We start from the raw sequence: 15,415 nt of genomic DNA, 5'->3' as shown, positions 1-15,415 counted from the left end.
GAACAACGCCGAAATCAAAATTCTTCTCCTGTAGATTGGCGATTTACGACCGAAGATGCCCGGATTAAATTGAAGCGGTTATATCCGTCAATTCCTTGTTGACAGACCACTAGGGATAAAATACCAGAAATAATTGTTCGTAACCGCAATAAAATACATAGAGAGTGGGAAGAAATTAAAAGTCTTCCCATCGGAGGCTTTGATAGATTAGAGTGTGACTCAACTATCTATTTTGAGTATTTTAAGTCTTAGCCTTTACCCTTCTTCCTTCGCGCCCTTAGCGTCTAAAGAGCTAACGCGCATGGCTAATGCGGTTCAATAAACGCGATCGCATTCACCGACTAATTAGAACCTCCGCCAAACCGTTCCAATAACTCCTCGCGAGAAAGAGTCAGCAACAGACGAGTCAATTCTTCTGTGGGTAACTGTAACATTAGCGCGATCGCGCTACTTAGTTCCTCATCCAGCGAACCAAATCGAACGATGACCAGGTTCTCCGCCATCTCTCGCCGTTCTTCTTGTACGGCATCTTCCCACCATTTCAATGCCTTAGTTCCATTAACTCGAAGCCGTTCAAATTTAAAGGCGATCGCGCGTTTATAAACGAGCTTTTGTAATAAAATCTTAACAATAAGCATCTTGCGCGATCGCCAACAACAGACCGATGACATACTACATTTCTCCCCGCTTTTTAGATAAACTTGCGGTTCACATCACCAAAAATTATCTTGACCTCCCTGGAGTACGAGTTCCTCTAATTCTGGGAATTCATGGACGCAAGGGAGAAGGCAAATCCTTTCAATGCGAGTTAGTATTCGAGCAGATGGGCATCGATGCTGTCCATATGTCAGCTGGAGAATTGGAAAGTCCTGATGCTGGAGATCCCGGACGTTTAATTCGCTTGCGCTATCGGGAAGCAGCAGAATTCATTAAAGTGCGCGGTAAAATGTGCGTGCTGATGATCAACGATCTTGATGCAGGGGCGGGACGCTTCGACCAAGGCACCCAATATACTGTGAATACGCAGTTGGTGAATGGCACCTTGATGAATATTGCCGATAACCCTACAGATGTGCAACTTCCAGGGAGTTATGACTCAACACCCCTGCACCGCGTACCCATAATTGTCACAGGCAATGACTTATCTACGCTATACGCGCCCTTGATTCGGGATGGTAGGATGGACAAATTCTACTGGGAACCCGACCGAGACGACAAGATTGGTATCATCGGCGGCATTTTTGAGAAAGATGGATTGTCTCGTAGTGAGATAGAACAGTTAGTAGATAGCTTTCCCAATCAAGCGATTGACTTTTTTAGTGCAGTGCGATCGCGCATTTACGACGAACAAATTCGCCAGTTCATTCACCAAACAGGGATTAGCCGCGTTTCCTCTAGGGTGGTGAACAGCGTTGAGGGGCCACCCACATTTATAAAGCCGGATTTCCGCCTGTCTCGTTTAATTGAATTTGGCAACGTGATGGTTAACGAACAGCAGCGAGTGCAGAATACGCGCTTGGTAGAAGAGTACAATACCGGGCGGCGATCGCCTAATCCGGTTAATCAAGAGGTTGCAGATGCTAATAAGGTGACAACTCTACCCAAAGAAAACCGGAAGACAGTCGTCCGTAATGAGTTAGCGAACGAACCAACGCACTCTCATGAGTCTAATTTGGGTAATGGTCACACCAGCAACGGTCAACAAAGTACCAAACTAAGTTCAGATACTCAGCAGCAGGTACGCCAGATACTCGCACAAGGATATCGCATTGGTGCAGAATATGCGGATAAGCGGCGCTTTTCTACCCAATCTTGGCAAAGTTGCGCCCCAATTCAGGCTACTCAGGCGACGGATGCCATCGCTGCTTTAGAAGAATGTTTGGCTGAACATACTGGGGAGTACGTGCGTCTGATTGGTATCGACCCCAAAGCCAAGCGGCGCGTTGCGGAGACAATCCTACAACGACCGAATAGTTAAAGGCTATAGTGGAATATTGGCTGGTATGCGATCGCTTCAAAAAGGCGATCGCTTTTTGTTATTATTGCTGTCTTGGCTGTCACGAATTTACGCTAAAGCGATCGCTATTAAAAAACAAGTGTTTATACTATTCACAAAAACACTTATGTTTTATAAATTTTCGGTAAAGTTGCCCACTAATTGTACAAATTTTTTGTGAATCTTTTTTTTGCGCGATCGCTTGTACTCCAACACTATGCTTATATATTTGGGCATCTATTGCTACACACTACATTAAAATATTAACCTCTAAAACAGAACCCTACCGCGCTGAAACCCTTGCCCTACTTGGGCTATAGCCAATAAGTAAAAATCATAACTTGAATAAACGGCTGACCTTTCTCAGAATTGAAAATCAATTTAATCATCCTCAAGACTGATAGACAGATCAGTTTGCTATATTAGACTGAGTGAGCAAAAGTACGGTAATTACCAAAAGGATGTAAATAGTCAATCCATCCAAGCAAACAAGCTCCTAGAGCCAACACAAAGGTAAGCTTTTCCCAAATAGTTTTTTTTTGAAAAAGGCGCTAAGTGGAGCAAGCAGGCGAAGTTAAGGTTCAAGAGATAAAATGCGGCAAAGTTTGCGATCGCCCAATGGCGAAAAACTTTCTACCTGGTATAATTTTTCTAAGAATATTTGCCTTTACCAATGGAAACTTATTGCCGATATAGACCTGCTACTATCGTACTTAAAAGCGTTGTCCGTTAAATTTGACCTTGACGCTCAACTTTGTCGGTATGCCTAACTACAACAATCGGCGGCACCAACATTTACTTATCAAACCGATAAAGTGTTCTATAAGCTGCAATTTGCCTTGCCTTCTTGATTTTAAAATCAGTAATTACAAGGCAAAATAATCTGGATGACAATAGCGTAACTTCTAAGCCTAAGACATATGAAACGCTCCCTTTTCCCGACAAATGAGGATTTTGATAAAAACGGTTCTTTAACCATCTCCAAATCCCCAGCCCCTTCCAAGACAACAGTACCTCAATCAGCAGTACGCAAAGGAGGAGCTTGGAAATATTACTTAGTCTTAGGTATCGTCGGTTTAGCAACCAATGTAGCTCTTTGGGCAGCCGTTTTATTTTACTTGAAGATTGCCCAGCCCAAGTATGCTAGTGAGATGGTTCTTACTTTACCTGGAGCAGGGTCAGATGCGAGAGTTACCTTGCCAAACGTGGGTTCTGCTTCCTATGAAAACTACTCTCCCTACGCAAATAGTGCTATCCAAGATCCAAGAGAAGTTTACAAAGTTATTATTTCCAGTGAGCTTGTAATGAAGGCAGCAGCTAAAAAGCTGAATATGCCTTTGGAAGACTTTGGCAGTCCGCGGATCAAGTTAGTGCAAAACACTACTCTCATAACGTTTGAGTTTAAGGGTGATACTCCAGAAGACGCTAAAAAGAAAAACCTAGTTATTTACCAAGCCTTTCAAGAAAGACTTGCCCAGCTCAGACGTCAAGAAATTGCTCAACGAGATGCAGGTTTGCAAGAATCACTGATTGGTTCTCAGAAAAAGTTAGAAGCTGCTCAGGCTAAACTTTCTACCTACAAAGCTCGTTCGGGATTGAGCGGTAATGAGCAAGTAACAAGTCTTTCAACTAATATTGAAGAGCTTCGCAAGAACCGAGCTGAGGTTATCTCTCAACAGCAGCAAGCTAACGCTCGTCTGCAACAACTATCCACGAATTTAAATTTATCCTCTCAGCAAGCCGCTGATGCCTTTGCCCTCCAATCGGATCAGCTATTTCAGCAATATTTGCAAACCTATAATGAAGCCAATTCTGCCCTCGTTGTTTTAGAATCAAAGTTCTTGCCAGCCAATCCTACAGTGGTTAGAGAACGAGCCAGACGAGACGCAGCAAAAGTTGCCCTAACACAACGAGGTCAGGCTATTTTGGGACGACCCATAGCTGAAGATACTCTTGCACAACTCAATCTTGATAGCAATACATCTGGTGGCGCTAGGGAGAAGCTTTTTCAAGATTTGGTAGTTGTTCAAACAGAGCAAAAAGGATTACAAGCGCAAGCTCAGGAGATAGACAGACAAATCACACAGCTAGAAAATCGCCATAAAGTTTTAGCTCAAAAGGAAATCACCTTAGAAGCTCTTAAGCGGGACTTAAATGTTGCGGAAGCAGTGTTCTCTTCAACTATTACCAACTTGGATATTAGCAAATCTAATGCTTTAGGCTCTTATCCTGTCATTCAAATGCTAGTAGAGCCGACCTTACCTGCTTCCCCCTCTTCACCCAAAAAGAAATTTGCTTTCCTGGGTGCAGGTTTAGGCTCCCTATTCTTAACCACCGGATTAGTAACGCTAGGGCTGTACAAAAACAAGAATCAGATGTCTAAAAACAAAGCCATATCTCTACAATCCAAACCTACTTAGTTGTAAATCTATTTAATGTAAAATGTCTTGGTAGGCGATAGTCGTTGTCATGGAATTTTACTTATGAAACCTCAAAATTTTGAGGAAAAATTGGTTTGGTATTCAATGATAGGAACCTATGCGCTTTACTTCATGGGCGCACAGATGGTCTGGGTATGGGGTCTTGCTAGTTTCCTAACTGTATACCTATGTAAAAAACTTTGGAATCAAACAGAAGATACTCCAGAGGAGGAGAAAATTTATATTCCCTCTGCGGTATGGGTATGGATTATTTCCATGATAGTCATGTTGGTGGGTTTGGTTGTTGGTCACATAGACTATAAAATAGGAAATTTTACACTCATAAGCTCATTAGTTGATTTCACTAGAAGCTGGGCCCTATATGCCTTAATTCCCCTGATAGGTAGTTTGAATATACGACAAGAATTAATTTATAGAGCCGCTTGCATTATCTGTCTTCACAGTCTAATTGTAATTGCAATCACCTATTTATTTGTTCAATTCAATTTTGCAATTTTATTTCTTTCTCCATTGCAAGCTATAGCAAAAGGTGGAAGAACGTATTACTGGGTATTAATCGGAGCAAGTGGTTACGATCCTCTGGCTGCTGGTAATGAACTTCGTATGCAATTGTTTACCCCCTGGCCCCCTGCTTTAGGATTAGCAGGCAATATCTATTTCTTTCTAGCACGCGAAGAATCAAACCTAAAATGGCGGTGGGTTGGCATGATTGGTGCCGTAGCTATGGTTTGGGTTTCAGTCTCACGAAGTGGTATTGTATGCCTTCCTGCTGTTCTCATATTAACTTCGATATTGTCAAGAATATTTGCTAAACCCATGATGCAAATTGCATTAGGAGTAGCAAGTTTCTTCTTAGCCATCCTAGCTCCCGCGCTTATAGAATTTTTTAATACTGCCAAGGATAATTTTACCAATGCTCGCGCCGGATCTTCAAGAATTAGAAAGGTATTAAAGGAGATAGAAATACATCGTTGGCAAGATGCGCCTATTTGGGGGCATGGAATATCAGAATTTCCTGGCCCTAAAATAGTAGAACATATGCCTATTGGTTCTCATGACACTTGGATTACTCTACTCTTCGTACGAGGATTAGTAGGTTGCTGTGCTTTTGGAGTTCCTCTGGTATGGAGCTTTATAGATTTGCTTATCAAATCCCAAGGTAGCAAGACTGCCAGGACTGCGTTAAGTATAGTCTTAGTTTTATTTATTTTTGGTTTCTCCGAAGGTGTGGAAATCCTTGCCTATACCTTTTGGCCTGGATTGTTGCTGATGGGCATTGCTTTTAAAGAAAATTTACAGGGGTTTCATTTTTCTCAAGAAGAAAAAGAATATGCTCTATAGGAATCAAAACTTTCCGAATTATATGCACATTATTGCTTTAGAAAATGAGCCATCGTCTCGTCGTGGTGGACAGGAGCTAAACTTACTAGAAATTTGTCGCGGTCTTTCTAAACGTGGGCATACTATCACTCTTTTATATCTCAAAGAAGGGGATCTGCTTAAACATTATGAAGAATTTTGTAGTCAGTTAGTTAACGTTAAAACTTTTATGCTAGATCGGCATAATATAAGTTATACGTTTAATTTCTTGGCAGACATTTTTAGGGTTGCGGTTACTAAAAATAGCGTTGTTTACAGCAATCGTTATCAAGACATTTTTTTTGGATTTGTATTATCCTTATTAAATAATATTCCCCAAGTTTGTTATCTCCAGCTACCTCCACCAGGGGGATTTGGGCGTCCGCATACTATGGCGCTGAAGCGCGTAAAAAAGTTTATCGCTGTTTCAAACAAGACAAAGTTAGATTGGATTAACAGCGGTTTTAAAGATGAGAGAATTGACGTTGTATATAACGGAGCTGATTCAGCAGTATTTAAACCATCAAAAGATTTTTCTCTAACTAGAAAGGAATGGAATATTCCTGAAGGAACTAGAGTTATTTCCTATGTAGGAAGGCTGGATAAAGAAAAGGGGCTGGAAACTCTGCTCAAAGCCTTTGCGGCAATTGTCAAAAGTGGCGCTAACGCTAAGCTATTGATTGCTGGAAAGCCTGTAAGCCAGGGTGAGGAATACAAAAAATCCTTAGAAAAGCTAGTAAGCGATTTGGGTATAGAGAAGTATGTGAGCTTTCTTGGTCATGTAAATAATACTACATCTGTTTATCAAGTCAGCGATATAACAGTCCTGCCCAGCCTATGGTCTGAACCCTTTGGAAGAACGGTTGTTGAGTCAATGACTTGTGGAACTCCTGTGGTAGCTAGCCGAACAGGGGGTATTCCGGAGATATTGACAAAAGAGTTTCAAAGTGGGCTGTTTGAAGCTGGAGATGAACGAAATTTGGCAGATACTCTAAATCGAATTATCAATTGGCGAGATAAAGATCGCCAATTGGGTGAGAGATGCCGCGAGTATGTTTTATCCAAATTTACTTTAGACAAACTGGTCGAAGGGATTGAGCAAGTTCTATTAGGAGTTGTTAAACAATGATTTTTTTATCAGAGTACCTATGCCACCTAACTATAAGCTTCTAGGTTTTCCCAGTGGCGGTAGTAACTCTAATACCGCTTTCAAATATTAAATAAGCTAAGGAGATGCAAATTTATGCACATTATTGTTTTAGAGCAGGAACCCTCTTCTCGCCGAGGCGGGCAGGAACGAAGCCTGTTACGTCTTTGCTCTGAGCTATCTCAACGCGGACATATTATCAGTCTGCTTTATACGATAGAAGGGGACTTAGTGGCGCAGTATCAAAATTTTGGCGCCCATGTAATCAAGCTTAGCTGGTTTACAGTTTATCAAAAGCAATTTATTTTTAGGTTCCTAACTGGTCTTTGGAAGGCTACTTGGATACTTAATACAAGTAAAGATAGTATTGTTCTGTGCAATCAGTATCAAGATAGTCTTTTTGGTCGCCTTTTGGCTTTATCCAAAAATGTTCCCTTTGTTTGTTATCTCCGTATACCTCCACCTGAACCCCCAAGTACAAATGTTGAATGGCAGTGGAACATTGGACTTAAGGGCGTAAAGCAGTTTATTGCAGTCTCCCACAAAACTAAGCTGGATTGGGTTAGCAGCGGCTTTAAAGAAGAAAGAATTGATGTTGTACATAACGGGGTTAGCCCGGAAGTATTCAAACCTGCAAAGGATTTTTATGCAATCAGGAAAGAATGGAATATTCCCGAAGATATGAGATTAATTTCGTATGTCGGCAGGCTAGATAAAGAAAAGGGGCTGGAAACGCTGATTAAAGCCTTTGCCTTACTGCTGAAAAGTGGTATTAGCGCTAGGCTATTAATTGCTGGTAAACCTTTAATCCGAGGTGAGGAATACAAAAAATCCTTGGAAAAGCTAGTAAGCGATTTGGGTATAGAAAAGTATGTGAGCTTTCTTGGTCATGTAGATAATGCTACGTCTGTTTATCAAGTCAGCGATATAACAGTCCTGCCCAGCCTATGGTCTGAACCCTTTGGAAGAACGGTTATTGAGTCAATGGCTTGTGGAACTCCTGTGGTAGCAAGTCGAACTGGAGGCATTCCGGAGATATTGACAGGAGAGTTTCAAAGTGGACTGTTTAAGACCGGAGATGAACGAGATTTAACAGATACTTTAATCCAGATGATCAATTGGAGAGATAAAAATGCTCAGCTAGGTAAGAGATGTCGCGAACATGTTTTATCTCAATTCACTGTAGACAGAACGGTTGACGGGGTTGAAAAAGTAATACTGAAGGTTATTGAAGATACAGCAGCCCTAACGGCTGACCCAGCTTAAAATATACTACCAGTTAGACATCCAAAATTATTCTTTTATCATCAAATCAACAAAAGACAACATGCCAGCCATATCTGTTATTATTCCTGCTTACAATGCTGAACGCACGATTCTAAAAACTATTGAATCGGTGTTACAACAAACTTATTGTAACTTTGAGCTGATTGTAATTAATGATGGCTCTACCGATGGGACTTTAGAATTGATTGGTACGGTGCAAGACCCTCGTCTCAAAGTGTTTTCATATAGTAACGGAGGTCTACCAGTAGCTCGCAATCGTGGTATTTCGCATGCTACTGGAGAATTTATTACATTTATTGATGCTGATGACTTATGGACACGCGATAAGTTAGATCTACAGCTCCGAGCATTGCAAGAGCATCCTCAGGCTGGAGTTGCTTATAGCTGGACTCGCTTTATGGATGACAAAGGGGAATATTTTCATGGAGGTAGGTCTGTAGTCTTTGAAGGTAATGTTTATCGAGATTTGTTACTGGGAAATTTCATAGATAGCGGCTCCAATGTTATGCTCCGCAGGGAAGCGATCGCATCTGTAGGAGAGTTTGATCCGACTCTGAAATCTTGTGAAGACTGGGAATACTGGCTACGGTTAGCTGCTCGTTGGCATTTTGTTGTAGTTCCTAAACCACAAATTTTTTACCGACAATCTTCAGGGGCAATGTCATCCAAAGTTGAGGTGATGGAAAAATATCATTTAATTGTAATTGAGAGAGCATTTCAAGAGGCTCCACTGGAATTACAACCCCTCAAGAATCAGAGCATAGCTAATGTCTATCAGTTCTTGGCGCACCTATGCTTGACACGTATTTCAAATGCTGACGGAGCTAAGCAGGCTGCTCAGAAATTACAAAAAGCCATTAGCCTGCGTCCACGAATTTTGCTAGATAGAAGCGCTCAAGCTTTAACTATCAAGCTGCTATTGATTCGAGTCCTCTCACCTATAATTGCTAGTTATCTGCTCCAGATTATTAGCAAAATTCGCGCTACCCCTATTCAAGGCTCTAAGGAGGATAAAGCTTTCGTATCTTCCTAAAACCCTCGAAGCCGAGCCTTTTTATCAAAAGTGCTTGTGAACTTACTACTTGGATAAGAATTACTAGAACAAAAATGCAGACCATATTAGCCATTGTTCCTAAGCTAAAAAAGAAGCTGTCTAACCCTTTCATCCGCAATATTGGGTGGATGGGTATGTCAGAGCTAGTTCCTCGAATTTTGCGTATAGGAGTAATTGTTGTTTTAGCACGCTATCTAACTTCTTACGATTACGGTTTGGGAGCAATTGTTTTGACGGTTGGGGATTTTACACGGGTGTTCACCAACGTAGGCATTAATGCACAGATTATTCAAACTGATAAAGAAAAAGAAGACTTAAACGGCTTATGTAACTCAGCATATTGGTTAAACTGGTTAATTTATTTCGCGTTATTTGCAATCCAGTGTATTCTAGCTTTTCCTATTTCTTGGTTTTATAAAGAGCCTCGGCTTATTTTACCAATATGTGTCGGAGCAATAGGTTATTTATTTTGGCCTACAGCTGCTATACAGTGTGCGCTTATTCAGAGAGAAAATAGATTAAAAATTTGTGCAATTAATAATCTAACTATGACTTCTATTAGTTATGTTTCATCTGCTGTAATTGCTTATTTAGGTATGGGTGTGTGGGCATTTGTACTGCCTGGACTTTTAACTTCTCCTATTGCAGTTTTCATTTATCGTCATAACCATGCCTGGCGTCCAACTAAGGGAATAACAACAAAGTATTGGAAAGAGCTTCTTAGCTTCGGTAAAAATATCCTCGGTGTTGAATTTCTAAAAACACTGAGAAATAGCTTAGATTATTTAATAGTTGGGCGCTTCTTAGGAGTTAAAGAATTAGGAATATATTTCTTTGGCTTCAATGGAGGGTTAGGCGTTAGTTTAAGTATTATTAACGCTATTAGTTCCTCTGTATATCCTCATTTATGTGCAGCACGTTCAAACAAGTTTGAATTGAAGAAGCGTTATTTGGAAAGCATCAAAGTTATTAGTTTTGTTATTGTCCCCTTAGTTATTCTACAGTCTAGCTTAGCTCCTTTCTACGTACCTGTTATTTTTGGGCAAAAATGGGTGGTGGCTATCCCAATTTTGATTGTGATTTGCCTATCAGCAATTCCAAGACCTTTTGCCGATACATCTGCGAAACTGTTGGTGGCTATTGGTAAACCTAACTTAGAATTTCGTTGGAACATAGTGTTTACTGGTATGTTTATTGGCGCACTATTTATGGGAATTCACTGGGGAGCTATTGGAGTAGCTATATCGGTTTTTCTGGTTCACGTAATTTGCCTGCCTTTGTTTACATTTTGGGCTACACGTTATGTTTTTCCTAAAAATTTAAGTATTTAAGTCATGAACAGATTCATTTTGTATAATGTCTTTAACAAAATGCTTAGGAGATTCGTTGGAGCGTTACAGGCAATATTTCTCTTTACAAGCAATAAACTTGTAGCATTCTCGCTATTCAGGTACACCCCCAAAAGTTCGCTAACACCCGCAATTAAACTTTAGGTTAGTTTGAAACATGAAAAAAGTTTCTGTCATTATTCCAGTTTACGGAGTCGAAAAATATATAGCTGCTACAGTGAAATCTGTTCTAGAGCAAACTTATAAAGATTTTGAACTGCTGATTATCGATGATGGTTCCCCTGACCGAAGTGTAGAAATTTGTAAGCAATTTACAGACTCCAGAATTAAAATTATTCGCCAACCAAATCAAGGAGTATGCGCCGCTCGTAATACAGGAATTCGCCACGCGCAGGGAGAATATCTGGCTTTCTTAGATGGGGACGATCTGTGGTTGCCAGAAAAGCTAGAGAAACATATTGAACATCTGGAAAACTCACCTAATGTTGGACTAAGTTTTAGCCGATCTGCTTTTATCGATGAAGCGGGACAACCCTTGGGTATCTATCAAATGCCTAAGCTTAAAGAAATTACGCCACCCCTAATACTCTGTCGCAACCCAATCGGAAATGGTTCGGTTCCAGTGATTCGGCGAGAAGTTTTTGAAGCAATTAAGTTTCAAGATTGTCATAAAAAAGATTGTTATTTTGATGAGCACTTACGACATTTCGAAGATGTCGAATGCTGGCTTCGTATTGCCTTGAAAACAAATTTGGAAGCAGAAGGAATTCCTGAAGCTTTAACGATGTACCGAGTCAATTCTGGAGGGGCTTCAACAAACTTTCTGAAGCAATTAGAAGACTTAGAAAAGGTGCTAGAAAAAACCCGATCCTACGCTCCAGATTTGATTGCTCAGCATGGAAACCGTGCCAAAGCTTATGAGTTGCGGAAGCTAGCCCGATGGGCAGTACGTTTAAAAGCCGCTCCAACTGCTGTGGATATGGCTCATCGAGCTTTATCTATCCACTGGCGCATTATTCTTGAGGAGCCACGCCGGACACTTTTAACGTTGGGGGCTGTTTATTCCCTCTGGTTGTTGCCACAACCACTCTACCGCCAAATGGAAAACTTTGCTTTAAAGATGACAGGAGCTTCCCAAAAACGCCGCATTCTTCAAGATAAATCCCGACAAGTAGCCTAAACAAGCACAAATCAACTTTTCTACAAACGCTTTATCAATATCAGGATGTGTTAACCATTATGAAGATTGCCTACCTTATCCAAACCTACAAGAATCCAGAGCAAATCTATAGGCTAGTTCACATTATTAAAAAGTCGAGTCCTGACTCTTTCGTACTGGTGAGCCATAATTTTGCTGCTAGTAATTTAAATGTAGAACTTTTAGAAAATTTGCCTGATGTTAAAGTTGTGAGTGCTATAGGGGGGAGAGGTAACTTTGCCTTAGTTCAAGCTTATTTAGAAGCGATTGATTGGCTGTTGAACCACAAAATTGAATTTGACTGGCTAATTAATATCACAGGTCAAGATTATCCTACTCAACCGCTTCCTGAAATTGAGAAATTTCTGGCAGAAACCACGTATGATGGCTTTTTTGATTATTTTAACGTCCTTTCAGAAAAATGTACGTGGGGGGCGAAGGATGGACGCGATCGCTACTTCTATCAATACTGGTGGTCAGGCATAGAGTTAGCCAAATGGCAACGAGGTTTACTCAAGCCTCTTCGACTGTTTATCAATAATATTCAACCTTGGCTCCGGATTGATTTTTCTTATGGATTGATCGTGGGAATGCGCTCCCTTTCAACTCCATTTAATGAGAATTTTTTATGTTACGGTGGCTCTTACTTTAAAACCATTTCTAGAAATTGCGTTCAATATATCCATGAATTTTGCCAGCAACATCCTGAATTGATCGACTACTACAAAAAAACCCGCCTTCCTGATGAATCCTTTATCCAAACTATCTTAATCAATAGTGGCTTATTCAACTTCTACCCACGCAATATGCGCTACATTGATTGGACAAACAGCCGCCACGGACATCCCGCTATTCTTACCATTGACTATTATCCAAAGTTAATTAGAGACGATATTTACTTTGCCAGAAAGTTTGAAATAGATCGAGACAGTAAGATTTTAGATAAGCTCGATGAAAGAATCATGCAAACTACTGTACAAGGTTCGTACTCAAAATGAAAAAGTTTTCTGTAATTATTCCAACTTACAAAGTCGAGAAATACATAGCTGCTGCCATTGAATCAGTTCTTAATCAAACTTACCAAAACTTTGAGATTATTGTTGTTAATGACGACTCACCAGATAGAAGCATAGAAATTTGTCAGCAATTTACAGACTCTAGAATTAAAATTGTCAGCCAGAAAAACCGGGGACTAGCAGGAGCTAGAAACACCGGGATTCGCCACGCTCAAGGAGACTATATAGCTCTTTTAGATGGAGACGACTTGTGGCTACCAGAAAAGTTAGAAAAACATTTTGAACATCTGGAAAGTTCCCCAGCCGTGGGAATTAGCTTTAGCCGTTCTGCTTTTATCGACGAAGCGGGAAACTCCTTGGGTACGTATCTCATGCCAAAACTTAAGGAAATTACTCCGCCTGATTTACTGCGCGACAATCCAGTAGGAAATGGTTCTGCGGCAGTGATTCGCAAAGAAGTATTGGAAGCGATTAAATTTCAAGATAATTTTTACGGTACTGTCGAATATTTTTATTTTGATGATGTTTTTCGTCAGGCAGAGGACATAGAATGTTGGCTTCGCATTCTTTTGCAGACTAACTGGAAAATTGAGGGAATTCCGGAAGCGTTGACGTTATACCGGGTAAATTCTGGAGGACTTTCAGCAAGCCTGCTTAACCAATTCGAGGCTTTGCAAAAGGTGATTGAAAAAACCCGTTCCTATGCTCCAGAATTAATCGCCCAGTGGGAGAACCCAACTAAAGCCTACCAGCTGCGATATTTAGCTAGGAGTGCGGTGCGTCTAAAAGCTGGATCAATGGCTGTGCAACTGATGCACCAAGCTTTAGCTGCTCACTGGCGGCTGGTGTTTGAGCAGCCGCGTCGCACGTTAATGACTTTAGCTGCTGCTTATATGCTTTGGCTGCTACCCCAGCCTTTGTACGCCCAAATTGAGGCTGTTGCTGCTAAAATGACAGCGGCCACCCAGAAACGTCGTATTCTTCAAGAGCAGTCAGGGCAATCCATATAATCAATAATCAGCTATTGTTTTCCCTTGCATTAAACATCATCCAAACGAATAGAAGAAAATTTTTGCTGTTTAAGTAACTGGAGCAAGAAATGAAAAATGTTCTAGAAGTAAAAAATTTCTTGAAAGAGTTGATTAAGGGTACATTTATTGATGCTTTTGCCAGGTCAATTTTGAATATTGCAAAGCTTCCACATCGCTGCGAGGTTATTAATAGACAAGACACTGCTTTCACTACTCAATTTATGTGGTAGTGGTAAAGATGTAGTGAAAGGTTAAATATATCAAAAAAAAAGCTTTCATTTTTACCCTTACTGGTAGTTATTTATTTAGCTGGATAAGTGTTTCTTCAGGCTAGACAACCAGTATAATTCTTAATTAATATCATTTTTTAAATCTGAAATCATATTAAATGTTATATTTTTAATAAATACGAAAATCTTAAGTAATTATGCTTACCTCTAGACCTGACTGCCCTCGATGTGGTTCTAACCATATTGTTAAAAATGGTAGAATTCACAATAAAAAACCTAAATATAAATGTCAAGATTGCGGCAGACAATTTGTTGAAAACCCTAATAATAAAATTATTGATAAGCATAGGTTAGATTACATTGACAAAATGTTATTAGAGAAAATTTCCTTAGCAGGAATTGCTAGGGTGGCTAGCGTTTCTAAAAAATGGCTTCAAAATTACGTTAATAATAAATATGCTTCAGTTCCCCAACAGGTAAAGGTTTCAAGCAAACATAGAGCTAAATTAAGAATCGAATGTGATGAAGCTTGGTCATTCGTTAATCGTAAAGGTAACAAGCAGTGGATTTGGTTGGCACTAGATAAAAAAACTAGAGAAATTGTCGGTTGTTATATTGGCGAACGCAGCGAACAAGGGGCTAGAGGATTATGGAATTCTCTCCCATCAATTTATCGGCAATGTGCTGTTTGCTATACAGATTATTGGGCGGCTTATGAGCAAGTTATTCCAATCAAACGGCATAAAGCCGTAGGGAAAAAGAGTGGACTGACCAACCATATTGAGAGGTTTAATAATACAATGCGTCAAAGAATTTCTCGATTGGTTAGGAAAACTTTGTCTTTCTCTAAAAAGTTGGCAAACCACATTGGGGCTATCTGGTATTTTATCCATCATTACAATGCGTCGCTATCTAAACAGTAATTTTTTTCACTACATATTTACCGCTACCATTTATGTCTCGTGTTTTGACGAACCACTCAAACTCTATCCATGTGGGTTGTAACACGGGAGATTTTTTAATTAAAATTTTACAACTTTCACCTTTAGGGTATCACTATGCTTTCGAGCCAATACCAAGGTTAGCTAATAGACTTTAAAAAAGGTTTCCGAATATTGATGCCAGGCAAATAGCTTTGAGTGATTCAGAGGCGGAAACAACTTTTTGGTATGTAGTCAATTCCCCTGCCCTAAGTAGGGCGTGCTGAATAACGAGAAAAAAGCGGCGCTAATTAGGTTGGTGAGCGCTGCTTAGCTGGTCAAATGCCAGAAAAACCGGTAAAATCGCTCAAAACCCGTGCATCCCCC

General features: G+C 40.2%; 12 protein-coding genes. 11 read left to right on the top strand and 1 reads right to left on the bottom strand.

All coding sequences use genetic code 11. The features are described 5' to 3' along the window. Window positions 1–341: 341 nt before the first annotated feature. Window positions 342–671 (bottom strand): hypothetical protein, encoded by a 330-nt coding sequence (locus tag NDI42_RS27105; RefSeq protein WP_190460692.1) that lies wholly within the window; start codon window positions 669–671, stop codon window positions 342–344. Here NDI42_RS27105 and NDI42_RS27100 point away from each other — a divergent pair. The 11 genes from NDI42_RS27100 to NDI42_RS27050 all read left to right on the top strand — a co-directional run bounded on the left by NDI42_RS27100 (window position 665) and on the right by NDI42_RS27050 (window position 15,031). After that, window positions 665–1,978 (top strand): RuBisCO small subunit-like domain-containing protein, encoded by a 1,314-nt coding sequence (locus NDI42_RS27100; protein ID WP_190460690.1) that lies wholly within the window; start codon window positions 665–667, stop codon window positions 1,976–1,978. The two genes, NDI42_RS27105 and NDI42_RS27100, sit on opposite strands and share 7 nt — an antisense overlap. 938 nt (window positions 1,979–2,916) lie before the next feature. Beyond that, window positions 2,917–4,416 (top strand): GumC family protein, encoded by a 1,500-nt coding sequence (locus tag NDI42_RS27095; protein WP_199311494.1) that lies wholly within the window; start codon window positions 2,917–2,919, stop codon window positions 4,414–4,416. Between the two features lie 63 nt (window positions 4,417–4,479). Continuing rightward, on the top strand, window positions 4,480–5,778 hold the full coding sequence (locus NDI42_RS27090; RefSeq protein WP_190460686.1) for an O-antigen ligase family protein: 1,299 nt from the start codon (window positions 4,480–4,482) through the stop codon (window positions 5,776–5,778). Window positions 5,779–5,800: 22 nt separating this feature from the next. Next, window positions 5,801–6,925 (top strand): glycosyltransferase family 4 protein, encoded by a 1,125-nt coding sequence (locus NDI42_RS27085; protein WP_190460683.1) that lies wholly within the window; start codon window positions 5,801–5,803, stop codon window positions 6,923–6,925. 114 nt (window positions 6,926–7,039) lie between these two features. Next, on the top strand, window positions 7,040–8,209 hold the full coding sequence (locus tag NDI42_RS27080) for a glycosyltransferase family 4 protein (protein ID WP_190460681.1): 1,170 nt from the start codon (window positions 7,040–7,042) through the stop codon (window positions 8,207–8,209). A gap of 61 nt (window positions 8,210–8,270) precedes the next feature. Next, a complete protein-coding gene (locus NDI42_RS27075) occupies window positions 8,271–9,263 on the top strand; it encodes a glycosyltransferase family 2 protein (RefSeq protein ID WP_190460680.1) in 993 nt (330 codons plus the stop codon). Between the two features lie 74 nt (window positions 9,264–9,337). Then, window positions 9,338–10,615, top strand: a complete 1,278-nt coding sequence (locus tag NDI42_RS27070; protein ID WP_190460678.1) for a lipopolysaccharide biosynthesis protein — start codon at window positions 9,338–9,340, stop codon at window positions 10,613–10,615. A gap of 175 nt (window positions 10,616–10,790) precedes the next feature. Beyond that, window positions 10,791–11,813 carry a glycosyltransferase family 2 protein gene (locus tag NDI42_RS27065; protein ID WP_190460676.1) on the top strand — a complete coding sequence of 341 codons (1,023 nt, stop codon included), beginning with the start codon at window positions 10,791–10,793 and terminating at the stop codon, window positions 11,811–11,813. Between the two features lie 59 nt (window positions 11,814–11,872). Continuing rightward, complete coding sequence (locus NDI42_RS27060; RefSeq protein ID WP_190460674.1) at window positions 11,873–12,829, top strand: beta-1,6-N-acetylglucosaminyltransferase; 957 nt, start codon at window positions 11,873–11,875, stop codon at window positions 12,827–12,829. Then, window positions 12,826–13,857, top strand: a complete 1,032-nt coding sequence (locus tag NDI42_RS27055; protein ID WP_190460673.1) for a glycosyltransferase family 2 protein — start codon at window positions 12,826–12,828, stop codon at window positions 13,855–13,857. Before NDI42_RS27060 ends, NDI42_RS27055 begins: the two co-directional genes overlap by 4 nt. A 448-nt stretch (window positions 13,858–14,305) precedes the next feature. Next, window positions 14,306–15,031 carry an IS1 family transposase gene (locus NDI42_RS27050; RefSeq protein ID WP_190460671.1) on the top strand — a complete coding sequence of 242 codons (726 nt, stop codon included), beginning with the start codon at window positions 14,306–14,308 and terminating at the stop codon, window positions 15,029–15,031. The last annotated feature ends 384 nt before the right edge of the window (window positions 15,032–15,415 follow it).

The organism is Funiculus sociatus GB2-C1 (assembly GCF_039962115.1).
In the GTDB taxonomy this organism is placed as follows: domain Bacteria; phylum Cyanobacteriota; class Cyanobacteriia; order Cyanobacteriales; family FACHB-T130; genus Funiculus; species Funiculus sociatus.
The sequence above is the reverse complement of the archived record's forward strand: the minus strand, read 5'-3'. Positions and strand labels throughout refer to the sequence as shown.